Source organism: Desulfovibrio sp., from assembly GCF_041907885.1.
GTDB lineage: Bacteria > Desulfobacterota > Desulfovibrionia > Desulfovibrionales > Desulfovibrionaceae > Desulfovibrio.
The window spans coordinates 24,934-49,853 of record NZ_JAYRGM010000020.1; the positions used below are offsets into that span (position 1 = coordinate 24,934).

Consider the following 24,920-nt stretch of genomic DNA (forward strand, 5'->3'; position numbering starts at 1 on the left):
GAGATGCCCCGCTTCTCGTTAGTATTCTCATGCACTCGTGAGGCGGGAATCCGCAGCTCCAGAGCACGCGTGGAGGGTAATCCCTTCATCAATCAATTGCTATCATTTTATATTTTAGCTTTTATCCGAAAAAATAAATCTAAGAGCTATTATGTTAGACGATATTCTAAAAACTCCGCAGGAAGTCCGGCTCGGCATCGCCGCCAAGGCGCAGGCCAAACGTCTTGCTCTCAACATGAGTCAAAAGGATCTGGCGGCCCGTAGCGGCGTTTCCCTTGGCTCTGTGAAGCGCTTTGAAACAACAGGGGAAATCTCGCTCGCGTCCCTGCTGGCTATCGCCCTGATTCTTAACGATCTTGAAGCCTTTTCCGGCTTGTTCAACCCGCCGCGCACAGAAAACCTGTTCAAGCCGCAATCCCCAGCACCTCGCAAGCGGGCAGGAAGAAAACGCCATGAATCTTGACGTGCATCTGCAGGCATACGGCGTACGACGCCATGTGGGAAAGCTCGCCGCACACAGCAACGCCATTCTGTTTCAGTACGCGCCAGAATTTCTTGATTCGGGCATCAACATTTCGCCGTTCAGGCTTCCGCTCAGCCCAGAGCTCAAGGTTGATAGACTTCGCCTTTTTGGAACTCCCCGCATAGCGTGGAGTTTTCGTCCATAAAACGAGAGCCGGAGAAATCCCCCGGCCCTCGCTACTCAATTCCTCAATTATCCAACCACACCGGCTTTAAAACTCATACCTCAGCGAACCAAACACGCCGTGCCCCGTGCTGTGTTCCGAGGCCTGAAGGTTATAGGTCAGCCCAAGGGTAAAGTCGCCCTTGCCAAGCTCAAAGCCCAAGCCGCCGTCAAAGGTGGCGTAGTCCACCACCTGCATTTTCATTTCGGCCTGACTGTCCACACCGGGAACGCGGGCCTTGCTCCTGGCCTTTACGTCTCCCGCTGCCGGAATAACACCCAGATCAAGCTGCGGCTTGATCTGCCAGCCGCTCTCGGTTTCAAAGGCTTTGGCAAAACTCACGCCCACGGGGAATGTCCAGATGGACTGCGAGCTCTCGTCCACCGAAAAAACAGTACCGCCGCTTTTCACATCATAGCCATCGGTCACAAGGCCCAGATAGCGCACCCCCACATGCGGAATAATATCCAGCGCACCGGCGTTGAACTTGTATTCCGCCTTGAGGCCCGTATTCCAGGCATGGCTGGTTACGTCGGCCTTGAGGTTGCCCATCTGCATGGTGGCGGGCATCTCCTGCTCCACCTTGCTGTAGTTGCCGGTATAGCCCACATCGGCAGAGAGACCGAAGTTGTTGTACACCCAGCCGCCGTAAAGGCTCACGCCCCAGAAGTTGAAGCGGTTGTCCGTGCTGTTGAAATCTCCGTTGGATTGGGCGTACCCGGCACCGACGTTGAACGCCGCACCAAGGCGGAACATGTCGTTGATGGTGTAATCCGCACCCAGGGCAATGCCGCCCAGGTTGCTGTTGTAGCCCGTCTTGAAGTTCTCCGCCTTCATGCCCCAGACGCTGTTGGACTGGTAGAGCGGCATGATCCATACCCCAAGGCCGTTTTTAAGGCCGTCCCCGGCGCTGAGCCCGGAATCGAGGCTAAGGCTGCCGTCCGTATCTTGGCGCACGGCTACGGCCTGGGTTTTGTCCGTTCGCGGCAACGTCATAGATGTGCGGTTGAGCACCGCGCCCGAAGCCGCAGTTGCAGCACCCAAGGTGCTGCCCTGCACAGCGCCCACGGCAGCCATCTGGGCCGCACCTTCAACCGTTGCGGCGGCCTTGTTGCGGTCTGTTGTGCCAATATAATTGTCGCTCATGGCGCGGGATACGAAGCGCACGCCCGCGTTGGGCGAATTGGGGTTTACACCGGGCTGAACCACCATGCGATCTACCAGCGCCCCCATACCGCCTGACAGCATGGGGAAGGACGATGACGCGGTGTTGGCCTTAAGGCTCACGCTGTATGTACCCGTGGCCGCATCAAAAGTGCCGCCCGTGGCGGAAAGCAGAGAGGTGCTTGTGGTCAGGTTGCTGCCTGTCCAACTGGCTGCATTCTTGGTGGAAGCGCCAAAGCCACCTGTAACGTTCACCGTTTCTCCGTCCTGACCGCCCACAATGTGCAGTTTTGCTCCAGAATCCACAGTCAGGGTGCTGGTTCCACCGGCTTCACCTGAAATGGCCACACCGCTGCCCATGCCCACAGCGTCCACCACAAGCAGGGATTTGTCGGCAAAATGCGCAGTATTGGCCGTGGCAGCTGCGCCGCCCGTTACCCATGTTCCGTCCACATTGATGCCGCCTGCGGTGCTCAGGGTCTGCGGCGTGCGAAGGGCGAGCGCAGCAGTTATGTCCTGCCCCCACAGGCCCTTTCCGTCACTCTGATACCGCAGCACTTCGGTACGCAGCCATTCGGCATCTGTGCTGCCCAGCGAAACCATGCTGTTCTGGCCCACGGTCATGAGGGCATCCACGGTATTGGCGGTGAAGGTCAAACCGCCCATGGAGGCGTTGGAAGTGTCACCAGCGGCAGCAAAAGGCGGGTCAAAGGTGATTTGGCCACCGTTCATGCTGACGCCGGTGGCAACAAGCGTGCCGCTGCCGGAGCTGCTGCCCACGGCTACCGTAGTGGTTGCGTTGCCGATAATTCCCCCGGCAACAGTGTGCGGGCCGTTGATCACATTGATGGTATTGGTGCCGGCTGTGGCATCAATGCCGCCCTGTAGCGTGCCGCCGGTTGAGCCGCCCGCAGGATTGCCCAGCGTTAGTATGCCGCCGTTGAGCGTGACGCCGCTGTCAGCCAGAACATTGCCAGTAGCCTGCCCAGTAAGGGTCAAAGCCGCGTTGCCGCTGACAGTGGTTGCACCAGTGACGCCGCCAACCGTTGCGGCCCCGGCAGCAAGTCCTCCGCTGCCGTCTATGACGCCGCTCGGCGTGGCAAGGTGGGCGTTGCCTATGCCCTGCAACGATGCGCCGGAAGTGTCCACCGTGATGCCCTGCACAGTACCCGTGCTGCCCCCTTCCAGAAGCTTGTCTGACAATGCCTTGAAGTCGGCCAGCGTCATGCCAGAACCGGCATAGCCATGCAGCAGCAGGGTTCCGCCATTGGCAACACTGATGGCGTGCTGGGTGGCAGAGTCTTTGAAATCATCGCCCGTGGCGTTGACCAGTTCGTCATATTTTACCTGCAAAGTGCCCGTACCCGTTACTGCCACGCCCGTGGAACCGGCAGCGTAGGCTGCATTGGCCACACTGCCATTGACCACAAGCTTGCCGGTGTTGGTAGTGCCCCCCACTGTCAGCAGGCCGCCGGTCTGGTCGAGGTTGTTCACGGTCAGCACAGCGTTGCCGCTGATCTTGGTTTCCCCGCCGGTCTGCGTCAGATCGCCAGTCTGCCAGTTGCCGTGTCCAACCTGTAGCCAGCCTCCGCTTACAGCCAAGGAAGTTGCGGAAGTCTGGTTGCCGCCGGGGCCGGAATCCGCCCCCAGAAACACATTGTTGCCTGCGCCAATGCTCAGGCTTGTTCCCTGAAGAAAGTCTGTGCCGTCAGTAGTGCCAAGCAGGGTGAACGCGGCGATGTCACCGCCTGCAACGTTAAAGCCAAATGTGCCGTTGCGCATGTCCAGCGAATTCAGCGCGAGCATGCCTTTTTGCAGCGTTACCGTACCGCCGGTGCCTAGCCCCATGTGCTGGGCGCTCACAGTGCCGCCGTCCAGGGTGAGGCTGCTGCCCAACAGGCCCGTGCCAGGCTCTGGGCTGAAAGTGCCGAAGTGCAGATTCTTGGCAGATGTGATCGTGCCGCCGGTGTTAACGGTTACGTCTGACCCGCTCACCTTGGCGTTGCGCGAAATGGTCAGCGCGCCGCCATTGTTCACGTCAATTGTGGTGTAGGTCTCCACGTTGCTGCCCGCAACCTGATGTGTGTCGCTGATGGCGATGGGGCTGGCTCCCCATGCAGCCTCCAGGCCGCCAACCAGCAGCAGGCCTGCCAGCAGCACAATCTGGGTTGCCTTGGGGATTGCCTTGATTTTCTCCTGCCGTCTGAGCTTTTTCTTGTTCCGTGTCATCCATGCCTTCCTTAAAGAGATTTGCACACTGCAAGTGCCCTTCTCCTGCCAAAGAAGCATCTTGGCGAAGGCCCGCAATGTGTTACGTAGACATCTCTCCCTTGCATTCCAGAAGCTGGAGACTTGCATGTTTTTTTGTGACAGTTCGCAATATTGGGATACCGGCATGGGCAATCTGCCCATTCAAGATATCGCCCCAAATAATTGGCTATGTTGGCGCGGTATACGCAACAGGTGTTTTGTTAAGACGGAAGCAAACAGGGTAAAAAAAAATAGCCCTCATGCTATCTATGGGCATGAGGGCTATTGCACGGGAAAAAGGGGATAATATTCAGACAAATTCAGTCAAACAGTCTGCTGGTCAGGGCGCATTTTCCACACTGGCATATGGTCAGCCTTTCCCTTGCACGCGTCATGCCCACATAGGCAAGCCGCCGGTGGTGTACCGAAGCAGAATTGAGCCCCTCAAGCCCCAGCAGAAAAACATGGGCAAAATCCAGGCCTTTTGCGCTATAAACAGTTGAAACTGTGACACTATTTGTTGTGATATCAAAATTTCTCTTGCTTGAGGAATCACGCGCCGTCCATTGTGCCAGCGCGCCTTGCGCTTCAATGGCCTGCACCAGCACTTCGGGCAGATTTTCCACGCCATACGCCTTTGAATGCGTATAAAGAACTGCAATTTCATTCATTGGTACGCCGCTGCGAATCAGCTGGGCAACAGCCAAAGCAACAGATGCGGGCATGGATGCCGCATCGGAACATTCCAGGCGTTCCGGCATGGTTCCTTCTGCCCCAACCAAATTCTCTGGTAACGGAGTGTTGTCCAGTATCAGCGCTGCGGCCCGCGCAATGGCCCTGGTGTTGCGGTAGTGTTGCGTCAGCCTGTGAATTTTCAGGCCGGGAATATCCAGGCTTTCCCATCCTTGCCTGCCTTGCGGGTACAGGCACTGGTTATCGTCCTGCGTCACCAGCAGGCTGCCCCACCGTGGCAAAAGCCGCAGAACAACCTGCGCCATGTCTGAAGAAAAATCCTGCCCTTCGTCCACCATGATGGCATCCCAGTGCCCCTGCAACGGATGTGAGCCATTGAGCCGCTCCAGGGTTTCATGCACCACCAGCTCGTAGTAATCGCCTTGCTCTTGCGCGTGCGCCAGCCGTTCACCCAGAATCTTTTCGCACAGGGTGTAAAACGGCAACACTTCCACGCCTTCCGGGCCCAGGCCAACCCCACGTATTGCCAGCAAACGGCGAATATACCCAACCAGCGACAGATTGAAGCAAACAATCAGTATGCGCCGTGCGCGCTTGTTTACCCGTGGTAAAAATCCCGCCCTGTGGGCGAGGATAAGGGTTTTTCCGCTGCCGGGAGGCCCTGTGACAAGCTGTTTGTCGGCATTAAAGGTTCTGGCCAGATTATCCTGCTCGGCATCGAGCACGCGGATGATATGCTGCTGCTCCTCGGATGCCGTGCCGTTACGTTGCGGCAGCTGAATTCGCACAACAGGAAAAATGGCCGCCCGCAGGGCATCCAGCTGTGCTGGAGAAAGCGCAAACGGAAATCGCGGGGGAAAATGCTCCATGAGCCACTGGCGAAAACACTGCCCAGAGGCATCGCGCACAAAGGGCGAATCTGGCTGCAAATCATCCCAAAACAGAATACGAGAGGCATCCATGACCTCTCCCAGCCCCGTGTTCAAAAAATCCTTGCGGCAAATATGTGGCAGAACCACCCCCGCACTGACAGGGCAAGGCAAGTTGAGCTTGCCGCTTGAGGTGTGCGATGCGCCTCTATCCAGCAGGTTCAACAGGCTGTTCACATACTCTTTGGCCTGGGCAAAAGGATTTTTTCGCCGCTCTTGCGCCCCGCCAAGTTGAAGGGTCACAGCCTTGGGATCAGCCTCAACAATCTGATCCAGTGCCCAATCTTTTACTTCAAAAACAATCAGGCCACATTCTGGAGAAAACAGAATAAAATCTGGCTCTTTGTCTTCAATATCGGGAGAATACCATGCAAAAAAAGCGCTGTCTGGGCGGGCAACCTTTTGAAAGAACTGATAGGTTTTTCCTTCGCCAACCGTGGTAAATGCCTCAACATCACGGGGAAACATTGTTGCCATTGTCTGTTTGCCTTGCCTGAGTGAAGGTTACCGGTACGCAATGATCTTTGTGAATGTTTCAGACAGATATTACAGCGGGGAGAATGCTCGACAAAAAATCGCGCAGCTGCAACTAATTTATATAAATGCTGCATCCTCTCCAAAACTTCGCACCCAGGCAGCAAGCTCTGGCTCTGCGCAAGTGGTCAGAGCAAGCGTAATGCTGCCGTCAGCCATGGCTTCTACACGCTGGCCCGCTGCCCATTCCCGCTCCCTGACGTAGTCTGCAACCCGTGGGCTAAAACGGATGCAAAATTCGCGAGGCTCATGCCAGGGCAATCCAAAACCGGCTTCATCAATCTGCGGCAAGGGTTGGCGAACTCGTCTGCCAGTTGTGACAAGGCTGCGTATGCGGTGTACAGCCATGTTGCATGGCCTTTCTGGCATGCATGTGTCTGCATCAACAATAAAGCCAACAACATACAGGGCGTTGTTCATTGCAACTATGCGGGCTGGGACAAACAGATGCTCTTTGGGCGTTTCGCGGCCAGGCGCCCGATAGGTCAGCTCGCAGCACAGCCCTTGTGCAGACGCAGTTACCAACTTTTCGATATGTTCTGCATGCGGCGTGTAGTCTATGCGCCCCTTGGCATTAAATGAAAAATGTTTCTGTGGAGAAATATTATGGGGATCAGCCATATGCAGTGCAAGATGGCGTAGCGAATCATCCACACGCTTCAAAACCGTGTCTGGAAGAATCCCAGAGGCCATCTCACGGCAAATGGCAAGAAAGCGAAGCTCTTCAAAATCCAGCCCCAACGCATGCCCATCATTGACGATGTATTGGTACCAACGCCTGCGATTTTCTAATCCAGAATGAAAAGCAGCACCAATCACGGTCTCGATCTCGTTGGCCAAGCGCCCTACCGTTTGAGGAGAACACTGGAGCTCGGCCGCCAAATCGCTTTGGTAGTGACGGCGGCGGTCCAAAAGAAGCTTTCGGAACAGCCTCAATGTTTTTACGCCGGGCGTTGTATCGGGATCCAGTTTTGGTGGCATTGACTTTACCTTTTTTCAATCAATAACCAGATAAGATAACAATTTCAAGCCATAGGTTGATATACCTGTTGTTCTGGCGGGCAAACAGGGCTGCCCACAAGAACAACACACACAACAATCACGCCATAAAAGGGCTGCCTTCAGCACTGTTTTTGGCATTGGCCGGCACTTCATTAGATGCCGCCCTGTTCTCGGCAGAGCCCTCGTTTCCACCAGTGGAAGAACTCTGATCGCTGAACGTTTCCATAACATTTTCCACTACTTCACTGATTTCTTCGCGGGCTACGTATCCCAAAACCACGCCTCCAAGAACACACAATACTTTTCCTAACATGGTTGCCTCCACAGGTTTTTGTGCGGATATTTTTCCGCAAGGCAACACTCTTCCATTCAAATTCCAGAATATGGAAAGTTTGAACTCTTTTGGCTGAAAATTTTATTTCCAATACGTTTCTTACACAGCTGCGCAGAATAGTTCGGGATAAAAAACCGCTATTGTTTGCCCCCCTATAGTTGTCCCACCATGCCGGTTCATCATTGCCCCGCCTCCCTTGACTAAACATGCCCCCCTAAACCACGATATACCTATGCGCTGCTTTATCTTGCTTGTATGCATGAGCTTCTTCATGGGGTGCGCTGCACCCTCCTCCACTGATGTTCGGCAGGCAGTGGAGGAGGGCTCATTTCATGAGGTACGGCTTTCTACGCAGATATTTACGCTGTATGCATTGCTGCGCCCTGCTCTTTCACCTGACAGTAACACACTGAGGGTATATATTGAAGGTGATGGACACGCCTGGGAATCTCTAACACGGCCTTCCACAGACCCAACTCCGCGCAATCCTGTGGGCCTGCGGCTGGCGATGGCCGATCCTGGGCGGGATACTGTTCTTTATCTGGCGCGCCCCTGCCAGTATGTTCGCGATGAAGACAGAAGGCAGTGCTCGCAACGATACTGGACCAGGGCACGGCTTGGACCAGAGGTTATTGACAGCCTTGATGATGCCATTTCGCAAGCCAAGACCATTAGCGGAGCGAAACAGGTTGTTCTTGTGGGATTTTCTGGCGGGGGCGGGGCAGCGGCTCTTTTGGCTGCAACAAGGCAGGATGTGGCATTTCTGGGTACTGTTGCGGGCAATCTTGATACTGACGCGTGGGCAAGCCACCAGGGTGTCAGCCTGCTTACTGAGTCGCTGAACCCCAAGGCCGTGGCGCACACGCTCAAGCATCTGCCCCAGCGGCATTTATGCAGCCGTGCTGATATGGTTATGCCGCCCCAAATCAGTGCAGGGTTCTGCCAGGCTGTTGGCCAGCCCCAAAGCTGCGTCGTTATTGCAGGGGTAGCCCATGGCGGAGCGTGGCAACGGTACTGGAACTACGATTACTCAGGATCAAAATGAACATTCAAGGTTTGTGTAAGAAAGCACCTTCGTGATCAAAAGCGGGTCGTGAAGTCGCCTTCTTAAACTCCCGCAGCGAAGCGGAGGCGATGGCTGGTGTTGAGTGAATTTGCAAAATACTATTATCTGCTTGAAAAGGAAGCGCCAGGATTTTGAGTGCAGTGTACTCAAGTACGTGAGCATCAAAATCCCGGCGCTGACGTATTCAGGGCGGAATAATCGTTTTTGTATAAATGCGGCTGACAGACTCTGCCTGGAGCAACGAACAAGCTCTCTTTGTATTTTCCAGCCTTCCCCGCGCCACCAGCTTCCCCTGCCTTTTGCCCTTCCTAGCCCTTGGGCTTGCGGCTCAATATCAGCGACATGTAGGGCGGCGTCCCCTCAAGCCCGCCAAGCCCCAGCCGCACATCTTCGGCTGGCTGCTCCACATGGCTTGCCAGCAAACACGAATCCAGCCGGTTGGTGGCTTCCAGGGCTTCGACTATGGCGGGAATATTTCTATAAGCCTTTAAAATTACAGCCGTATCACTTTCATGCAGTGAATCTTCCAGACTTTGCCTGCTGTTAATGCCAGGAATAATACGCAGGGTCTCGCCATTTTCGCACAATACCGTGCGCGTGCGGGCGGCTGCCGCCTGAAAGGATGTAATGCCGGGTACAACTTCAACCGGCAGATGGGGGGCACATTCGCCAAGCGTGCGCATGAGATAGCCAAAGGTGCTGTACACCAGCGGATCACCAATGGTCAGAAACGCGGCACTCTGCCCGCTCTCCAGCACATCCCTTGTAATCTGGGCCGCCACGCGCCAGGCTTCGTGCAGCACGGCCCTGTCGCGCGTCATGGGAAACTCCAGCCGCTGCACGCGCACATCCGCACGCAAATGCGGGCGGGCAGTATCCAGCGCCGCCGAAAAATCATTGCGGGGCGAAGCGGCCGCAAGAATCACATCCACCTGCCCCAGCACCCGAACAGCCCGCAGAGTCAAAAGGTCGGGCGCGCCGGGGCCCACGCCCACACCGTACAAAATTCCATGCATCAGATAACTCGCTTTAGATACTCAAAAAAACACAGTCCTTAAAATTCCATGTCCAATCAGGGATGCAGCCAGTTTGCCAGCTCTTCCGCCGCATCCAGCGCACGGGGGCCGGGGCGGGCAAAACGCTCTTCGTCCACCACCAGCACGCGCCCCTCGCGCACGGCCCGCAGACCCTTGTAGTGGTCGCGCTCTGCAAGCGGCGTGGGGGCGGGATTCATGGGGCCTTTCTGGATAAGGTACACATCCGGGTCTGCCGCAATCAGGGCTTCCTCGCTAAAGCGCACCAGTTTTTTGCTGTCGGTGACCACGTTTTCGCCCCCTGCGAGGGACAGTATTTCACTGCTTATGCCACCCCGCCCGGCTGCAAGCAGATTGGGGTAGCGCACTTCATAAAAAATACGTGCGGCGGGCTTGCCTGCGGTACGGCTGCGCAGGGCATCCAGACGCTTTTTCCAGCCGCTTACAAGGGCCGTGGCCTCCTGCTCGCGCCCGGCAAGCCGCCCCAGTATTTGCGTTACTTCAAACAGCCGGTCAAAGGAATTAACCTCAAATGTCAGCACGTTAAGGCCGAGAGAACGCAAATTTTCTGTCTGCGTCTGGGCTTCGCTACGGCCTTCAAGCTGCACCACAAGGTCGGGCCGCTGTGCCAGCACAAGTTCCGCATTGGGCCGCATGTGCGTGCCAATGGCAGGCAGTGCGGCAAGTTGCGACAGGTTGCCATCCGCCGCCGTGCGGGCCACCAGCAGATCGCCCGCGCCGAGCGCCAGAAAAATTTCATTAAACGCGCCATACAGAGCAATGACGCGCCGTACCGGCTGGCTGAAGGTAAGGGTGGTTCCCGTGTCGTCGGTAATGACAATGGGGCGCGCAACATCCTCAGCGCTTGCAGTCTGAACCCGCATCAACAATGGCAGGCACAGGGCCAGCACCAGTAGAGCCCATCGGGCTGGAAGCCCCATCTTCTGCACGCCAGGGCCCGCAGGCGCTGGCAAGCAGGGCCTGTGGCAGGCCAAAGCGGGGATGGGGCAACACGCTGATGGATGTATTGTAAAGCGCACCAAGATTCTCCTCTGTAAAAACCTCTGCTACCGGGCCGTCAAAAACCAGATTACCGCCCTTGAGGCCCATGAGCCGCGTGGCATACAGCGCAGCCAGATTGCAGTCGTGTACGGCCATGAGCACGCAGGCCCCGGCGGCACGGCGGCGCTCAAGCAGATCAAACAGTTCCACCATGCGGGCCCAGTCGAGGCCAGCAGCCAGTTCGTCCAACAGCAACAGCGGGCTTTGCTGGGCCAGCGCACGGGCCAGCAGCACCCTTTGCAGCTCTCCGCCCGAAAGTTCCGTGAGCCTGCGGTGGGCCAGCGTGGCTGCGCCGGTTTCGTCAAGCGCACTGTCTGCCGCCGCATAATCCTTGCGGTTGTAAGCCCCCATCCAGCCAAGGTGGGCAAAGCGCCCAAGCAGTACCATCTGCCGGGCGGTGAGCCCCTGGGGCAACTGCCCCCGTTGCGGTACAACAGCCACCATGCGGGCGCGCTGTCGCGGATTCAAGACCCGGATGGGGCGGCCCAAAAGTTCTATCTCGCCAGCCTGCGGCGCAAGCACACCAGAGATTGCGCGCAGCAGGGTGGTCTTGCCGCTGCCGTTGGGGCCGAGCAGGGCCGTGCATTCGCCAGCGCGCAGGGTAAAATCCACACGGCGCAGCACGGCTTTTTCACCATAGCCAGCGCTAAGGCCAGCCACCCGCACAACGGGCGGCCCGCACTCGCCGCGCTGGGGTTCATGCTGGGCAGACATCAGCGCCTCCGCACCAGCAGGGCAAAAAACGGCCCGCCAAGCAGGGCTGTCACCACGCCCACGGGCAGTTCCTGACCGCCCGAAAGCACGCAGCGGGCCAGCACATCGGCCCACACAAGCAGCACACCGCCGCCAAAAAACGCCGCTGCCAGCAGAGGCCCGTGCCCCCAGCCAAGCAAGAGGCGCAGCACGTGCGGCACAACCAGCCCCACAAAACCGATAACCCCGGCCAAAGCCACGCAGCCCGCCGTCATGCAGCTGGCCCCGGCCAGCAGCCACAGGCGGGCGCGGCCCACATCAAGGCCAGCCTGTGCGGCCTGCTCGTCTCCCAGAGAGAGCACATCCAGGGTTCGCCAGCCAAGGGCCGTAATCAGCAGGCCCGGCAGGGCTGTCGCAAGCAGCAGGGGCATGCTGCTCCACCCCCGGCCCTGAAAAGATCCCATGATCCAGAACACGATGCTGGTCACAGATTCCTCGTTGAGCGCCTTTACCAGTGCCACCAGAGCGCCCAAAAAAGCGGCCACGGCTATGCCCGCCAGAATGACGCTTTCGCGGCTGAAGGCGCCGTCGCCCCGCCCCAGCCACAACGCCCCCCCCAGGGCCGCCAGTGCGCCCACAAGAGCGGCGGGGGCCACCAGCCCCGCATGGCTGAACCCGGCCAATCCCGGCAAACTGCCAAACAGCGCCACCAACGGCCCGCCAAGGGCTATGGCCATGCTGGCCCCGCAGGCGGCGCCGGCAGAGATACCCAGGGTAAAAGGGTCGGCCAGCGGATTACGCAACACGCCCTGCAAGGCTGCTCCGGCCATGGCCAGAGCGCCGCCGCACAGCGCAGCCAGACACACGCGGGCCAGCCGAATGCTCACAACCACGCTGGTAAGGGCGGGATCATCGGGAGCTGGCGCAAAACCCGCTAGGCCCGCAAGCGCACGGAACACACTGGCCGGGCTCAAGGGCACGGGCCCCGGCAGACAGGCCAGCGGCAGCGAGGCGAGCCACAAGATGACCAGACCGGCAAAAACCGGCCACAGCCTGCGGGATTGCTGAGAGGAGGAGGGAGAAGATGCGGTAATGGTCATGCTGGCCCTCTGGCCCTACCCTGCGGGCAAACGCGGGCCAAAGCGTTGGCCAGCCCGAAGGCCAGACCGTGCCCATCGGCGGCAATGCCGCGCGAGCATAAAAAAAGCCTCTTCCACTCGTGGTGGAAGAGGCCCGTATTTCCTCTGTCCTGCCGGCAAAAACCCGTTGCCGTGGGGCGGCGCGTGCCGCACCGTGGTGCCGTCATTCCATGACTGCGCACCGTGGGGCATGGCAGGTCTTCCGGCTTGGTTCCCCTGCTCCGGCCTTCCCGTTTCCAGTGGCGCAAGATGGAGCAAGGTTAAGAACCTTACGGCGGCGGGTCCGCTCCCGTTTTGCACGGGATTCCCTTTTCAAGCCGGGGTGTCCGGCTACCAATGCCGCCAACACTCTAGGCGTGGGCTTGCGGCCTGTCAATGGCTCAGGCTTTGATCCAGATCAGGCTGGCCTGACGGCCCGACTGCCGTGCGCAGCGGTACGAAAAAAACTGCCCGTTGTTGCTGGCAGTGCAGATATCCAGCCCGTAGATGTTGCGTGGCAGCAGGCCTGCCTGCTCCAGCTGATGGCGCGTAAGCCCCCACAGATCCATGGTTTTGCTGCTGGCATCGAACCAGGGCAGGTAGGCATCGCCCCATTCCCTGTCAAAGTTGACAAATTCCGCCTTTCCCGGCCCAAGGCTGGGGCCGCGCACGGCCAGAAGGTCACGGGGTTCAAGGCCGTAACGTTCGCAGAACCGGCTCACCCCGGTGACGGGAAAATCGCAGCGGTTGCCGCGCCAGCCCGCGTGCATGGCGGCGATGTACTTGCCACTTTTGTGGGCGATGAGGATTGGCTGGCAATCGGCGGTCTTGATAAGCAGGGCAAGACCGGGGCGCGATGTGCCCATGCCGTCGCCCTCTTCCGTAACGGGCGTTTCACAGGCCACGGATTCGGGTTCAAAGGCCATCACATCGCCATGAACCTGCATCAGCTCGGCCCAGGCAGCCATGCCATGGGGTTGCAGGGCTTCAAGCAGGCTGCGGCGGTTGGCCACAACGTGTTCGGGCTTGTCCTGCACGGTAAAGGCAATATTGCCGCCGCCGTACTCGCCAAGGCTCACGCCGCCGCCACGGGTCTGAAAGGCGCAGCCCACCTGCGGCACACCGGGAAACTCAAAGGGAATATAACTTACAGACACAGTATACGCTCTTCAGTACATATGTAGTTGACCCGCTGATCCCAGGGGGCCAGGGGCAGGGAGGACACCAGCTGAAACTCGAAACACAGCCCCACGCGGGGGCAGTTGAGGGCTTTTTCCAGAAAACGGTCGTAGTAGCCGCCGCCATAGCCCAGCCGCCCGCCAGCAAGGTCAAAGGCAACCCCCGGCAGCAGGGCGATATCTGGCGCAAAGGCCAAATGCGCGGCCCCGTCAGCAGCAGGGGCCATCTGTTGCTGACCATGGCGCAGAAACCCTTCGGGCCCCACGCCGGGCAGAGCGTCCACGGGTTCGAGCAGGCCCATGGGGCCGGGGCGCAACTGCTGCGGCCCCCCGCAGGCCACAAACTCCATAAGGCCCGGAGCGTCTGGCCGCACGCGCGGCAGCCACACAACCTTTTCATCCTGCCAGGCTGCCTGCAACAGGCCGCTTGTGGCAAGCTCGCCCCGCACCCCCACATACAGGGCCACAGAGCGCGCCTGTTGCCACAGGGGCCAATCCAGCAGGCGCTGCTGGGCGGCTGCACTGCGGCTCTGGGCCAGCTCTGGCGGTTGCTCCGCACGCAGGCGGCGCATGCTGCGGCGCACATCGTTTCTGGCGCAGACGGTTTCTTCCGGCAGCTCAGCCTGGGGCAGGGTTACGCTTGGCGCTTGGGGAGGTGTGGACACGCGGCTCTTTCCTTATAAGGCGATGTGTGGCATTGTAAAACCCTGCGCCACTGTAACAAAGGAAGCAACACCATGCCAAGCGCCGACTCTCAGGACTATCTCTGGATCGCCGTGGGCGACATTCACGACGAGCCCGAACGCTTTGCCAAAATACCCGAACTGTCGCAGGCTGACGGCATCATCGTTACCGGTGACCTGACCATTACCGGCGGCGTAAAGCAGGCCGAAGCTGTCATGAACGCCCTGCGCGTACACGATGTGCCGGTGCTGGCCCAGATCGGCAACATGGACAGGCCTGAAGTTGACCAGTGGCTGAGCGAAAAGGGCTGGAATCTGCACGCGCAGTGCCGTGAACTGACGCCTGAGATCGCCATCTTTGGTGTGGGCGCATCCACATTTACCCCCTTTGGCACGCCCAGCGAATTTCCCGAATCCGCCTTTGCGGCCTGGCTTGAAGCCTGCTGGCAGAAGGCCCGCAACTATCGGCACAGCGTGCTTGTGTCGCACAATCCGCCCAAGGACACCGCCTGCGATGTCATTCCCGGCGGCATACACGTAGGCTCTACAGCCGTGCGCGAATTTCTGGAGGAAGCCCAGCCCGACATCTGCCTGTGCGGGCATATCCACGAGGCGCGGGCCATGGACCGCGTGGGCCGTACCCTTGTGGTCAATGCGGGCATGCTTGCCCAGGGCGGCTACGTGTTGCTGCGTTCCAATTCGGGCCAGCTTTCTGCCGAACTGAAAATGCTCGAAGACTGATTTTTGCGAGAGCTTCCGCCGGAATTTCTTACAGAATATTCTGGCGGAAGCCCTGCCCCCGCCCCGCTTTTTCGGGCCGTTTACCCCCTCTCGTTTACGTCTATCCTGCCAGCATCCTTCCCAGTTTTTTTACGGTGTTGCCCTGTACCCCTTGCCTGCTTGCATATTTTCAAAAAAAACGTACTCTCCAAAAAGCGGATTAGTATGCTGACGCCTTTGCGCGCCTTGTTGGCGCTGCGGCGGAGTAACTACGGAACATTCCCGTAAGTACATGGCATGCTGGCTGAAATTTTCGCGGAGGCGTTTACGCCCCGCAGCAAAAGGATTTTCATGACCATAGATCAAGATACTCCCGTGGCCGCTTCACAGCCAGCCACGGACACATCGTCACAGGAAGTTTCCAAACCCAAGCGCACCCCCACAGCACGCAAAGCCAAAACAGCCACCAAGACGGCTGAGGGCAAAAAAGCCGCAAATGCAGCGGATGCTGCGCCGGGACAAGAAACATCGGACACCACGGCCACAAAGGCCCCCGCCTCTACGCCCAAGGCTTCCGCTTCAAAAACCACCGCCGCCAAGGCATCCAGCCGTAGCGCAGGCAAGACCACCAAGCCTGCCACCGCCAAAAGCAAAAAAACGGCAGCCGCCTCCAAAGAAATTTCCGCAAGCGCGCCCGAAGCTGTTGCGACACCTAACGCAGCTGATACGGCAGCATCTGCCCCCTCGGCATCTGCCACTGCCAAAAGTACCGCAAAAACAGCTTCCAGCCGTTCCACTTCGCGTGGCACTGCCGCACGCAAGCCCAAAACTGCAGAAGCACCCAAGGACAGCACGGCGCAGACTGCCAGTGCTGACAGCCCCGCAACAGCCGAAGCCACGCAACAAACCTCTGCCCCCAAAACACCAAGGGCCCCCAGGGGACGTTCTGGCGCAGCCAGGGGCCGCGCTGCGGCTGCCAAAAGCAGCACCGCAGGCGAGACTGCAAGCAAGGCTGCATCTGCCACTGCCGCATCTACGGTCGAATCTGCGGCAGCAACGGTTTCTGGCGCGGCCCGAAATGTGGCCCCCACTGCGGGTCAGGATTTTTCCCAGCCCACGCCCAAGCCGGCAGTGCTGGCCGAGGACGCCCCTTCTGTGGCAGCCGCTTCTGTGGCAGATCCTTCCGTGGCAGCTCCGGCGGCGGTCACCCCGGCAGCCCCTGTAGAAGTTTCTGACACTGCGGCAGAACGCGCCCCCCGGCACAATGCGGCCCCTGCGGCAAGCCATGCCGAGACGCAGCAAGACCGTGTGGCCGAAGCGCAGGAATCCGCCCCGTCTGCCGAGAGCTCTGAGTCATCCGCTGCGGGTGATGCCTCTGCCGGGGATTCGCCCCGCCGTAAAAACCGCCGTGGCCGCCGTGGCGGACGCGGGCGCAACCGCAAAAAAGAACAGGGCGCGCAGGCGGCTCTGGAGGCTGACAATCAGGCCAGCTCCACCGACCTTGCTGACGAACTGACTGACGACCTTGCCGACGAACTGGCTAACGGTGTACCCAACGATTTTTCGGCCGACTTGCCCAATAACATGGCTGGCAAGCGGGCCGTGGCCCAGGTTGATGGGCTGGCCGATGCCCAGGCCGATACGCTGGCCGATGATCTTGATGACGATGCCGACAATCTTGATCTGGACGACGAGCTGTCTGAATCTGCACAGGAATCGCGCCCCAGGCAGGCTCACCGCCAGGGCAAGGCCCAACAGGGCAAGCAGGCCAGCCGGCAGGCAGATTCGGGCCGAGGCCAGGACAACAAGACTTCAGACTCTGCCAAAACCTCTGCCAAGGGCGAAAAAACTGCCGCCGAGGCTCCCAAGGGCAAGCGCCGCATGTTTATCAGCGTGCTGCCCGGCGAACAGGTGGAAGTGGCGCTGGCAGAAGACGGCCAGCTGCTCGAATATTATCTGGACATGCTGCACCAGCGCAAGATCAAGGGCAATATCTACAAGGGTGTCATCCACAATATCGACACCAATCTTCAGGCTGCCTTTGTGAGCTATGGCGCTGGCAAAAACGGCTTCTTGCAGATTGACGAGGTTCACCCCGAATACTGGCTGGCCCACCACGAGCCCTCCAAGGGCAAGAAATTTCCGCCCATCCAAAAGGTGCTCAAGGCGGGTCAGGAAGTGCTGGTGCAGGTGGTGAAGGAACCCACCGGCAGCAAGGGCGCTTTTTTGACCACGTGGCTGTCGTTGGCTGGCCGTTTTCTCGTGCTTACGCCGGGGCAGGACCAGATCGGCGTTTCGCGCAAGGTGGACGACGATGAAGAACGTGCGCGCCTGCGTGAAATGATGAACGGCATCGACCCCGGTCAGGGCCTTGGCGTGATCGTGCGCACGGTGAGTGCCGGTACTACCAAAACCACGCTCAAAAACGATTTGCAGTACCTCAAGCGCGTCTGGCGTGATATTCGCAAAAAGGCCACCGAGGTATCCGCGCCTTCGCTTATCTATCAGGAACCGGGGCTTTCAGAACGCGCAGTGCGCGACTACCTGACCGAAGATGTTTGCGAAATATGGGTGGATAACGATAGCGTGGCCCAGAGCGTGCGCGAAACCGTAAATCTGCTGTTCCCCCGCCGCAGGGATCTGGTACGCATGCATACCGACATGCGCACGCCCATGTGGGAGCGCTTCAATCTGCGCCGCCAGCTGGAACAGATATATTCCCGCGAGGTGCTGCTGCCCTCTGGCGGACGCCTGGTGTTTGACCAGACCGAAGCTCTCATGGCCATTGATATCAACTCTGGTAAAATTTCCGGCAAGGGCAACTTTGAGGCCATGGCGCATAAAACCAACATGGAAGCCGCCGATGCCATTGCCCGTCACCTCAAGCTGCGCGACATAGGCGGCCAGGTGGTGATCGACTTTATTGAAATGCGCGACAAAAAGCACGTGCTCGAAGTGGAAAAGACCCTGCGCACAGCCATGAAAAACGACCGCGCGCGCCACGATGTTTCGCGCATGAGCTCGTTTGGCCTGCTGGAACTGGTGCGCCAGCGCACCGGTTCATCGGCGCTGGCCATTTCGCTTGAGCCCTGCCCCGCCTGCGGCGGCACGGGTATGCGGCGCAATATCGAGTGGCAGGCCTTGCAGGCCCTGCGCGAATTGCGCCGCATGATGAGCACCGAGCCCAAGGAAAAATGCGTCTACTCTGCCAGCCCAGAACTGGCCCTGTATTTGCTGAACCACAAGCGTGATACACTGCGCGAAATTGAGCAGGATTACGGTAAATGTCTGGAAATAATGGTTCGTCCTTAATTGATGGCATGCAGGCAGCCGGGGTGAAAGCCCCGGCTGTTTTTTCTGCTGCCGCAGAGAGTGGCTCCGGCTCGGCGTCGGGTGCAATTTCTGGCACAGCCTCCGGCGTAGTCTCTGGCGCAGTTTCAGACACAGCGTCGGGCGCGGTTTCCGGCACTCCATCAAAGCCCCTCGCTGGCCCTGATACCTCACCCTGTGCTTCTCTGGCTGGCAACAGCCTGTTACTGCACGTTTGCTGCGGGCCGTGCGCTGTTATGCCCATCACGCGGCTGCAGGATGAGGGTTTTGCCGTTACCGCCTGGTTCATGAACCCCAATATCCAACCGCTGGCAGAATACCTGCGCCGCCGCGAGGCCGCTGCCCAGTGCGCCGACCGCCTGGGCGTGCCCATCATCTTTGCCGACGAAACATGGAACATAACAAACTGGCTGCGCGCCGTGGCCGGACGCGACACCGCGCCTGCCCGTTGCGCCTACTGCTGCGAAAGCCGCATGGAGGCCGCCTTTGCCTTTGCACGCCAGCAGGGCTTTGCCTGGGTGAGCAGCAGCCTGCTCTATTCGCGCTACCAGCCGCACGAGGTTATCAAAAGCGCTGGCGAGGCGCAGGCTGCGCAAAAAGATGCACCGGGCTTTGCCTACCGCGATTTTCGCAGCGACTGGCAGGAGGGCATCGACCGCTCCAAGAGCATGGAACTCTACCGCCAGCCCTATTGTGGTTGCGTGTACAGCGAGTCGGACCGCTATCAAAAACAGCTTTTACGCCATATTAAGGGCCAATAAAAAATTTTTTGCAATTTTCGCTTGACGTTGCCCCTTATTTTCCGTAAACACTTCCTTGCCTGAACGATCCCCGATAGCTCAATTGGCAGAGCGGGTGACTGTTAATCACTAGGTTGGCGGTTCAAGTCCGTCTCGGGGAGCCAAAGAAATCAAGCCCTTACAGTTAGTCACTGTGAGGGCTTTTTCTGTATATATACGTTTTATCCCGCTCCTATCCCGCTATGGTCAAGTATGGGACGGTTTTTTGTGGTAATGCTTGGTAAAAATCTAAAAACTAGAGCCTACAGAATTCTTATTAAATTTCACCAGTACCCCAAGGTTTGCGTTCACGACAAACGATGGCTATCTTCCAATTATGAGTACAAACAAGGAATACCTTCCTCCACTCCGGCCCTGTATCAAATGCGGCAAAATGCCTCAACCTGAAACATCAAGACCGGATGGAAGAACCCGCGATATTTACCGATATTCCTGTGAATGTGGCAACTGCCCACTTCAATGGTCTGTCAGCGAGTCTGCTGCAATTCGTTTGTGGAACACATATGTTGCGACTTGACCTATACTTCAGTCGAAAAATGAAAAATGAAAGTAGAGCAAGGGCAAGGAAGCGGGAAGCCCCCGTTTCCCTGCCCAAGAATCAACTGTGATTTTTACCTGCCTTCGCTTTCAGGCAAGGCCAGCTTCTCCGGTTCTTCCTCGGCATTGCATCTGCCGTCTTTTTGATTTTCCAATTCCACCGAAACCGCAGCCGCTGTGAATACTCCTGCGATCCCTGTCAGTATGCCGCCTATAAATGCCCATTTGCTGCTCATTTTCTTGCTCCTATTTGCTACCCGAGTACAGGCTAGTCATCCCAATTGTCTTTAATTGCTTGAAGCACAGCTATAACAACAGGTATCCAGTTCAGGTAATTCATTTACCCTCCCTTCATTTAGCAGCGCTGGATGCGCCGCTTTTTGTTAAGTAAGAAGAACCGAAATATTCCCGTTCGGTACCAAGGGCTGAAATCAAGGGGAACCATCATACTGCACCACCTTTAAGCAAGGCTACCTGCAGCAGGGCAAACATGGCAGGCACTATATCTGGCAGATCGTTGACCACCCGGCTTGTGTGTGGCAGCAGGTGCGTGATGTGTTCATCCCGTATGCCAAGGCCATAAATTTCAAAGCCGAGTTTTTGGGCCACCCCCATGGCATTGTTTGCAGCCAGTTGGTTGTCCGGCATGCCGTCAGTGATAATCAGGATCATCTTGCGTTGTTCTTTGAGAGGCAGCATGGTTTGCAGCACCCACCACAAAGCCCCAGCCAAGGGTGTCCCGCCAGAAGCTCGGATATCGAGCATATATGGCACCGATTGCCCATGCCGCATGATGGGAAATACAGAGCTCGTGACCGTAGCAGCAGGAAAGGCCGTTACTGCCGGGTTCACGCCACGGATACGACTCAGCGCCGTTGCCACGGCAAAGCAGGCTCGATTGGCAAGGTTAATCGGTGCGCCAGCCATACTTCCGCTTACGTCCAGCAGGATATGGACAGCAGTGTTTAGCCCTTGCTGCTCAGATTCTTTTTGGAAAACACGAGCATTGCCAACCTGCAGACGGTGCAGCGAATTGGCGTGCAGAGTCCCTCTGCGCCCGATGCTGCAAAGCCTTTGCGTTTGCGCCTGCAGAAAGCCCTGGAGGCGTATACGCAGCGCAATGCTGGCCTGTAACGCTTGCAGCTTCTGATTAGCTGGCAAGGGTGTTGCTGGTCGTGTGCCTTCTACCGCGACGTTAAGAGCGTCACCGGCAGCTTCGATACTATTATTGGTAAGTTCAATCGCCAAGATTTCGCCGAATTGCTGAGGTAGATCCTGCGCCTCCGCATGAAAAAGAGCTTTGAGCGGTAAATCACTCAAAGCACTCGACGGTTGAACAGGCCAAAATTGTTGGTCTATTTGTGAAGTAGAATCATTGGTCTCCCTTGTTGGCTGTGGCATGTCGCCTTGATCGTTTTTGTCCGTATACTTGTTGGTTGCCATTGGCTGAGGCGGTTCCCACTGTCGGATGCACTGGGCGATTTGCCGAGCATATTCGACTGCTGCCTTTGTATCAGGGCAATGGATGTAGGCCTTGACCATGATGGCATCCAGGGCCTCTTTCAATCCGGGGAAGTGCTGCTCAATAATGCTCGCAGCGTGTTGGCGTGCCGGGGTCACCTCGTCCACATCCCAGGCCCGTACCGTCAACAGCACATAGTCCAAAACAGCAAGGGCCGGGGAATCATCCCCGGCCCTTGGCTGTGCTTGCTCTACAAAGAATCGTCGTATCAACCAGTTCAGGTTTTTCCGGCAGCCGGGGAAAATGCCCGACAGCTTCTTTTCAACACGCCAGTCCTCAAGGCAATTGAACAGGTTGAAGGTCACAGGATCAAGGTTGGCGGCTTGCAGCACGCTAAAATCCGTATGCCGGATATGGCCGGATTCATGGTCAATAAACGACCTCGCCAATGCCAATAATTCCGGCTCACAATCAATGGACAACGATGGCAGATGGATAACTTTACCGTTGGTGCAGGCTTCCTTGCCGCCAATACATACCTGCACACCATAGCGGTCGCCAAGGATGGACGCCAGCAAGGGCAGACAGTTGAGAACGTCTTTTGTGCGTACCATGGCGTCACCACAGACCCAGGCTGGGGATGGCAGGATGCGGCAAAGCGCTGTCAGCCACGGGAATCTCAGGCAGGATGGGTTCATCGTCCATATTCCCATCCATGGTGCCATCCATCTGTCCAGCAAGGCCGTCCGGCTCGTGGATAACGTCCGGACCAGCCAACAGGGCATCAAGCACAAACGCCGGGCCGTAGCCCTCAACAACTTTTTGGGCGTGGCCCACAAGGGCCGCACTGTCCTTGAGCAGGCAGACCAGCCCTTGCAACAGCAGCAGATCTGTGCCTGTGATGTTGCCCTTCTTGGGCATGCGCAACAGTGCAGCCTGCACGATGTCAGCTACCGGGGCCACATGTGGCTCTACAAATGACAAACCCGTGAGCTTGGCATGCAGGGTGCGCAACGGCGAGAGCGCCTTGTGGGTTACCTCCGTTTTGCCATGATAAACCCTGCGCCATATATCGTCAGCCGACTTGGCCACCTCATCAAACAGGGTGCCGCCGAGGCCCTGCACCTCTTCCGCCAGACCGGCTTCCAGCACAGCGGTGTTGTCTGCGTGCTGCTCAAGCGGGGCCACTTTGTACAACTGCCAGCGGAAATCCATGCGGGCTCGTACATAGTCAGGCCCCACAAGGGAATTACGAATAATTTCGCCCCACTGATGGTGCTTCTTAATCCATGCCTGCACATTTTGGTCGTAGCCAGCCAGAAACGCTTCCTTTTCTTTCTGGAATTCGGCACGGATGTTGAGCAGCTCCTGCACGATCTCGCCGGCCTTTTCTTCAGGTATAGCCCAGCCAGACATGAACCGTACACCATGTCGGTCAAGGTAGTTGAATGCGCGGGCCTTGAGCGTGCTGAACACTTTGAGGTTTTCCGGGTCGGCAATGCGCTTTGAGCCCAGAGAAGCCAGATCTTCAGGGGGCAGTTCTGCGCCGCCTAGGTCTTCTTGGCTCATTTTACGACGGGCCGACCATAAGCTGACGTTGAGATTAAGGGCCAACAAGTTGTCCAAAATGCGGATGTCAGAAATAAGTTGTGTCATTATAGCCTCCTAGAACGAACTTTTTGTAGTATTAAGTGAGTAGCCTTCGTTGAGCTTCTTTGCTGCACGGGCTTCAAGCTCCATCACGGAACTGTTGCCCTCACAGTTTTCGGCGGGAATAAAGTGCTGCTGGCCACCGGTGTCCGGTTTGCCCCACTTCAGCGTGAGCCCCACAGGGCTGGCCTCGCCGATCCAGAATTTGCCGTCTTGTTTTTTGCCGGAAACGTTGTGAATTACCTGAAGATGAACGAGGGGTTTGGCCACCGTAGGTGTGTGGTGCAGATGCCCACGCATGAAGCGTAGGGCTTGCTCGCCTTGCAGGGTTTCTGCTTCTGCCGTTGCGGTTTGGGGGGATTCAACTTCCACCTGCTGCGGGAACATGCGTTGAGCCAGCTCGTGCAACATGGCGCGGGTTTCACGGCTTGCACGGTAGGCCAGCGCCCGGTCGAGGGCGTAGGTGACAGGCTGTACGCCCTGATGGGCCAGTGGCTGAAAGCGAACGGTCAGATCCCCCCAGCGCAGCAGGCTGCGCGTGGAGAAGGTGACTTCAATGGCGTTGGTCAGATTGCTGGTGGATGCTTCGCCCATGAACAACTTGCGAACCTCATTGGAGTAGTCCACCATGGTGGCGCACAGCGATTCGGGGAGCGAAGGGAAGCGCCTTGCGAGCAGGCGTTTTTCCACCTCGGCAGATGGGTAGCCAACTTCACAAATTGTGAAACGGTCCAGCCATGCAAGGTTCTGCCGCTGGGTTCCTTGGTAGAGGCCAGTGTCATCGCCACCGCCATTGGTATTGGCCGTGGCAACCAGGCGGAACATGGGGTGCGGCGCAATCAGTTCACCGCCGTTTTCTGCTATGCATAGGGGGGAGCCGTCCAGCACGCTGTTCAGGCCTGCTGCAATTTCTGGCGAGGTCAGATCGATTTCGTTCAGCAAGATTATCGCCCCGTAGCGCATGGCAAGCGCAAGCGGGCCGTATTCAAAGGTCATGCTGCCATTTTTTACTGTCAAGTGACCAACCAGGTCGGCAAACTCCAGCCGCCCATGTCCGGTGACCTCAAAGACGGGATAGTTGAGTCTGGCTGCCAGCTGCTTGATGCATGTTGTTTTACCGCAGCCAGTAGGGCCGAATACGTACAACGGTTCCTGTGGGTTGAGAAACCAGACCACAACATCGCGGCTGGACTCATGGAAGATATAGTCAGGGTCAATGGCCGGGGTGTAGGCAGAAGGAACGGCGTAGCCCCTGACCGTGGTGCCGGAGCGCTTGCCGCTGAAAACCTGCCCGGCATCGAGATCGGCGGGCTGAAGAGAATCAAGTTCGTCAGTAAGGCGAGTTTGCATTTTTTTCTCCAATGTGTCCCATTGACACGTTTAACTTGAATGTACACAATGAAGACAAAGGAGGTTCCTATGTCTACAGTAACGGCACGATTGGATACGGACACACAGGCACAGCTTGAAAAGCTTGCCGCTGCTACCTCACGGTCTCGTTCCTGGCTGGTGGCAGAGGCGGTAAGGCAATATGTGGCAGAACAGTCCTGGCAGGTCGAAGCCATTCAGGAAGGTGTTCGTCAGGCAGATGAGGGGAAGTTTGCTTCTGACCAAGAGGTAACGGAAGCATTTACTCGTTGGGGCGTCCATGCAAAATAGGCCTGTGCGGTGGCTCGCTCTAGCCCTTGAGGATTTGCAAGGCATCGCGGCGTATCTAACCGAAAAGGACTCAGATGCAGGGCAACAAGTAGCCCAATGCGTATGGAATGCTGGGCAAAGCCTTGCTTCTCTTTCTTCAAGGGGAAGGGCTGGCAGGGTCGCAGGGACTCGTGAACTTGTTCTGGCAGATTTTCCTTATTTTATTGCATACCGCGTTGTTAAATCTGAAGTACAGATCCTTCGTGTTCTCCACACCGCACGACGTTATCCGCAATAATCACGTAAATGCAATTTTTCTTTCCACATACATCCCAAACGGTTTGCCACAGAAGCTAC

The 24,920-nt window shown here is 57.6% G+C and carries 21 protein-coding genes, 1 tRNA gene, 1 pseudogene and 1 riboswitch; of the genes and pseudogenes, 9 read left to right on the forward strand and 14 right to left on the reverse strand.

Features of this window, described 5'->3' with window-relative positions; translation table 11 throughout:
- The first annotated feature begins 151 nt into the window (after positions 1–151).
- On the forward strand, positions 152–463 hold the full coding sequence (locus tag ACE3NW_RS10165) for a helix-turn-helix domain-containing protein (protein ID WP_374283008.1): 312 nt from the start codon (positions 152–154) through the stop codon (positions 461–463).
- Positions 453–668: a HipA N-terminal domain-containing protein gene (locus ACE3NW_RS10170; protein WP_374283010.1), complete on the forward strand. Its 216-nt coding sequence runs from the start codon at positions 453–455 to the stop codon at positions 666–668. Before ACE3NW_RS10165 ends, ACE3NW_RS10170 begins: the two co-directional genes overlap by 11 nt.
- Positions 669–734: 66 nt before the next feature.
- Here the strand turns inward: ACE3NW_RS10170 and ACE3NW_RS10175 are convergent, their stop codons facing one another.
- The 4 genes from ACE3NW_RS10175 to ACE3NW_RS10190 form a co-directional block, all read right to left on the reverse strand.
- Complete coding sequence (locus ACE3NW_RS10175; protein ID WP_374283012.1) at positions 735–4,079, reverse strand: autotransporter domain-containing protein; 3,345 nt, start codon at positions 4,077–4,079, stop codon at positions 735–737.
- Between the two features lie 341 nt (positions 4,080–4,420).
- Complete coding sequence (locus ACE3NW_RS10180; RefSeq protein ID WP_374283014.1) at positions 4,421–6,199, reverse strand: DEAD/DEAH box helicase; 1,779 nt, start codon at positions 6,197–6,199, stop codon at positions 4,421–4,423.
- 117 nt (positions 6,200–6,316) lie between these two features.
- Positions 6,317–7,237 (reverse strand): helix-turn-helix transcriptional regulator, encoded by a 921-nt coding sequence (locus ACE3NW_RS10185; protein ID WP_374283016.1) that lies wholly within the window; start codon positions 7,235–7,237, stop codon positions 6,317–6,319.
- A gap of 118 nt (positions 7,238–7,355) precedes the next feature.
- Positions 7,356–7,571 (reverse strand): hypothetical protein, encoded by a 216-nt coding sequence (locus tag ACE3NW_RS10190; protein WP_374283019.1) that lies wholly within the window; start codon positions 7,569–7,571, stop codon positions 7,356–7,358.
- 292 nt (positions 7,572–7,863) lie between these two features.
- Here ACE3NW_RS10190 and ACE3NW_RS10195 point away from each other — a divergent pair, with 292 nt between their 5' ends.
- Positions 7,864–8,637, forward strand: coding sequence for a hypothetical protein (locus tag ACE3NW_RS10195; protein WP_374283021.1), 774 nt, complete (start codon positions 7,864–7,866; stop codon positions 8,635–8,637).
- A gap of 329 nt (positions 8,638–8,966) precedes the next feature.
- Here ACE3NW_RS10195 and cobI read toward each other — a convergent pair whose 3' ends face one another.
- The 6 genes from cobI to ACE3NW_RS10225 all read right to left on the reverse strand — a co-directional run bounded on the left by cobI (position 8,967) and on the right by ACE3NW_RS10225 (position 14,408).
- On the reverse strand, positions 8,967–9,674 hold the full coding sequence (gene cobI, locus ACE3NW_RS10200) for a precorrin-2 C(20)-methyltransferase (protein WP_374283023.1): 708 nt from the start codon (positions 9,672–9,674) through the stop codon (positions 8,967–8,969).
- 56 nt (positions 9,675–9,730) lie between these two features.
- Positions 9,731–10,576 (reverse strand): ABC transporter substrate-binding protein, encoded by an 846-nt coding sequence (locus ACE3NW_RS10205; RefSeq protein WP_374283026.1) that lies wholly within the window; start codon positions 10,574–10,576, stop codon positions 9,731–9,733.
- Positions 10,551–11,468, reverse strand: coding sequence for an ABC transporter ATP-binding protein (locus ACE3NW_RS10210; RefSeq protein WP_374283028.1), 918 nt, complete (start codon positions 11,466–11,468; stop codon positions 10,551–10,553). The genes ACE3NW_RS10205 and ACE3NW_RS10210 overlap by 26 nt, the downstream gene beginning before the upstream one ends.
- Positions 11,468–12,547 (reverse strand): FecCD family ABC transporter permease, encoded by a 1,080-nt coding sequence (locus ACE3NW_RS10215; protein ID WP_374283030.1) that lies wholly within the window; start codon positions 12,545–12,547, stop codon positions 11,468–11,470. The genes ACE3NW_RS10210 and ACE3NW_RS10215 overlap by 1 nt, the downstream gene beginning before the upstream one ends.
- Before the next feature lie 213 nt (positions 12,548–12,760).
- Positions 12,761–12,939, reverse strand: a riboswitch (cobalamin riboswitch).
- Positions 12,940–12,966: 27 nt separating this feature from the next.
- Positions 12,967–13,722, reverse strand: a complete 756-nt coding sequence (locus tag ACE3NW_RS10220; protein ID WP_374283032.1) for a polyphenol oxidase family protein — start codon at positions 13,720–13,722, stop codon at positions 12,967–12,969.
- On the reverse strand, positions 13,713–14,408 hold the full coding sequence (locus ACE3NW_RS10225) for a 5-formyltetrahydrofolate cyclo-ligase (RefSeq protein ID WP_374283034.1): 696 nt from the start codon (positions 14,406–14,408) through the stop codon (positions 13,713–13,715). The genes ACE3NW_RS10220 and ACE3NW_RS10225 overlap by 10 nt, the downstream gene beginning before the upstream one ends.
- 72 nt (positions 14,409–14,480) lie before the next feature.
- Between ACE3NW_RS10225 and ACE3NW_RS10230 the strand changes: the two genes are divergently transcribed.
- The 4 genes from ACE3NW_RS10230 to ACE3NW_RS10245 all read left to right on the forward strand — a co-directional run bounded on the left by ACE3NW_RS10230 (position 14,481) and on the right by ACE3NW_RS10245 (position 19,380).
- On the forward strand, positions 14,481–15,167 hold the full coding sequence (locus ACE3NW_RS10230) for a metallophosphoesterase (RefSeq protein ID WP_374283036.1): 687 nt from the start codon (positions 14,481–14,483) through the stop codon (positions 15,165–15,167).
- Positions 15,168–15,497: 330 nt separating this feature from the next.
- A complete protein-coding gene (locus ACE3NW_RS10235) occupies positions 15,498–18,458 on the forward strand; it encodes an Rne/Rng family ribonuclease (RefSeq protein ID WP_374283038.1) in 2,961 nt (986 codons plus the stop codon).
- On the forward strand, positions 18,431–19,237 hold the full coding sequence (locus ACE3NW_RS10240) for an epoxyqueuosine reductase QueH (protein WP_374283040.1): 807 nt from the start codon (positions 18,431–18,433) through the stop codon (positions 19,235–19,237). Before ACE3NW_RS10235 ends, ACE3NW_RS10240 begins: the two co-directional genes overlap by 28 nt.
- A 67-nt stretch (positions 19,238–19,304) precedes the next feature.
- Positions 19,305–19,380: transfer RNA gene (locus tag ACE3NW_RS10245), tRNA-Asn, on the forward strand.
- A 507-nt stretch (positions 19,381–19,887) separates the two neighbouring features.
- On the opposite strand, the gene ACE3NW_RS10250 is transcribed toward ACE3NW_RS10245, so the two are convergent.
- From ACE3NW_RS10250 to ACE3NW_RS10265, 4 genes and pseudogenes are all read right to left on the reverse strand, one after another.
- Positions 19,888–20,049, reverse strand: coding sequence for a hypothetical protein (locus tag ACE3NW_RS10250; protein ID WP_374283042.1), 162 nt, complete (start codon positions 20,047–20,049; stop codon positions 19,888–19,890).
- A gap of 208 nt (positions 20,050–20,257) precedes the next feature.
- Positions 20,258–21,889, reverse strand: a complete 1,632-nt coding sequence (locus ACE3NW_RS10255) for a hypothetical protein (protein ID WP_374283044.1) — start codon at positions 21,887–21,889, stop codon at positions 20,258–20,260.
- A gap of 4 nt (positions 21,890–21,893) precedes the next feature.
- Entirely contained in the window at positions 21,894–22,931 is a 1,038-nt protein-coding gene (locus ACE3NW_RS10260) for a DUF3150 domain-containing protein (protein WP_374283046.1), read from the reverse strand.
- Between the two features lie 369 nt (positions 22,932–23,300).
- A pseudogene (locus ACE3NW_RS10265) lies at positions 23,301–24,275 on the reverse strand (AAA family ATPase); the annotation flags it as partial.
- A 69-nt stretch (positions 24,276–24,344) separates the two neighbouring features.
- On the opposite strand from ACE3NW_RS10265, the gene ACE3NW_RS10270 reads away from it, so the two are divergent.
- Together ACE3NW_RS10270 and ACE3NW_RS10275 are read left to right on the forward strand one after the other, a co-directional pair.
- Positions 24,345–24,584 (forward strand): CopG family ribbon-helix-helix protein, encoded by a 240-nt coding sequence (locus ACE3NW_RS10270; RefSeq protein ID WP_374283048.1) that lies wholly within the window; start codon positions 24,345–24,347, stop codon positions 24,582–24,584.
- The gene (locus ACE3NW_RS10275; protein WP_374283050.1) at positions 24,574–24,861 is read left to right on the forward strand and encodes a type II toxin-antitoxin system RelE/ParE family toxin; all 288 of its coding nucleotides are present in this window, start codon (positions 24,574–24,576) and stop codon (positions 24,859–24,861) included. Before ACE3NW_RS10270 ends, ACE3NW_RS10275 begins: the two co-directional genes overlap by 11 nt.
- Positions 24,862–24,920: the final 59 nt, after the last annotated feature.

Coding starts and splice junctions, on each gene's coding strand:
- ACE3NW_RS10275 (WP_374283050.1), top strand. CDS start 24,574: ATGCAAAATAGGCCTGTGCGGTGGCTCGCTCTAGCCCTTGAGGATTTG.
- ACE3NW_RS10190 (WP_374283019.1), bottom strand. CDS start 7,571: ATGTTAGGAAAAGTATTGTGTGTTCTTGGAGGCGTGGTTTTGGGATAC.
- ACE3NW_RS10235 (WP_374283038.1), top strand. CDS start 15,498: ATGACCATAGATCAAGATACTCCCGTGGCCGCTTCACAGCCAGCCACG.
- ACE3NW_RS10260 (WP_374283046.1), bottom strand. CDS start 22,931: ATGACACAACTTATTTCTGACATCCGCATTTTGGACAACTTGTTGGCC.
- ACE3NW_RS10230 (WP_374283036.1), top strand. CDS start 14,481: ATGCCAAGCGCCGACTCTCAGGACTATCTCTGGATCGCCGTGGGCGAC.
- ACE3NW_RS10250 (WP_374283042.1), bottom strand. CDS start 20,049: ATGAGCAGCAAATGGGCATTTATAGGCGGCATACTGACAGGGATCGCA.
- ACE3NW_RS10205 (WP_374283026.1), bottom strand. CDS start 10,576: ATGCGGGTTCAGACTGCAAGCGCTGAGGATGTTGCGCGCCCCATTGTC.
- ACE3NW_RS10180 (WP_374283014.1), bottom strand. CDS start 6,199: ATGGCAACAATGTTTCCCCGTGATGTTGAGGCATTTACCACGGTTGGC.
- ACE3NW_RS10270 (WP_374283048.1), top strand. CDS start 24,345: ATGTCTACAGTAACGGCACGATTGGATACGGACACACAGGCACAGCTT.
- ACE3NW_RS10185 (WP_374283016.1), bottom strand. CDS start 7,237: ATGCCACCAAAACTGGATCCCGATACAACGCCCGGCGTAAAAACATTG.
- ACE3NW_RS10240 (WP_374283040.1), top strand. CDS start 18,431: ATGTCTGGAAATAATGGTTCGTCCTTAATTGATGGCATGCAGGCAGCC.
- ACE3NW_RS10165 (WP_374283008.1), top strand. CDS start 152: ATGTTAGACGATATTCTAAAAACTCCGCAGGAAGTCCGGCTCGGCATC.
- cobI (WP_374283023.1), bottom strand. CDS start 9,674: ATGCATGGAATTTTGTACGGTGTGGGCGTGGGCCCCGGCGCGCCCGAC.
- ACE3NW_RS10195 (WP_374283021.1), top strand. CDS start 7,864: ATGGGGTGCGCTGCACCCTCCTCCACTGATGTTCGGCAGGCAGTGGAG.
- ACE3NW_RS10170 (WP_374283010.1), top strand. CDS start 453: ATGAATCTTGACGTGCATCTGCAGGCATACGGCGTACGACGCCATGTG.
- ACE3NW_RS10175 (WP_374283012.1), bottom strand. CDS start 4,079: ATGACACGGAACAAGAAAAAGCTCAGACGGCAGGAGAAAATCAAGGCA.
- ACE3NW_RS10255 (WP_374283044.1), bottom strand. CDS start 21,889: ATGGTACGCACAAAAGACGTTCTCAACTGTCTGCCCTTGCTGGCGTCC.
- ACE3NW_RS10210 (WP_374283028.1), bottom strand. CDS start 11,468: ATGTCTGCCCAGCATGAACCCCAGCGCGGCGAGTGCGGGCCGCCCGTT.
- ACE3NW_RS10215 (WP_374283030.1), bottom strand. CDS start 12,547: ATGACCATTACCGCATCTTCTCCCTCCTCCTCTCAGCAATCCCGCAGG.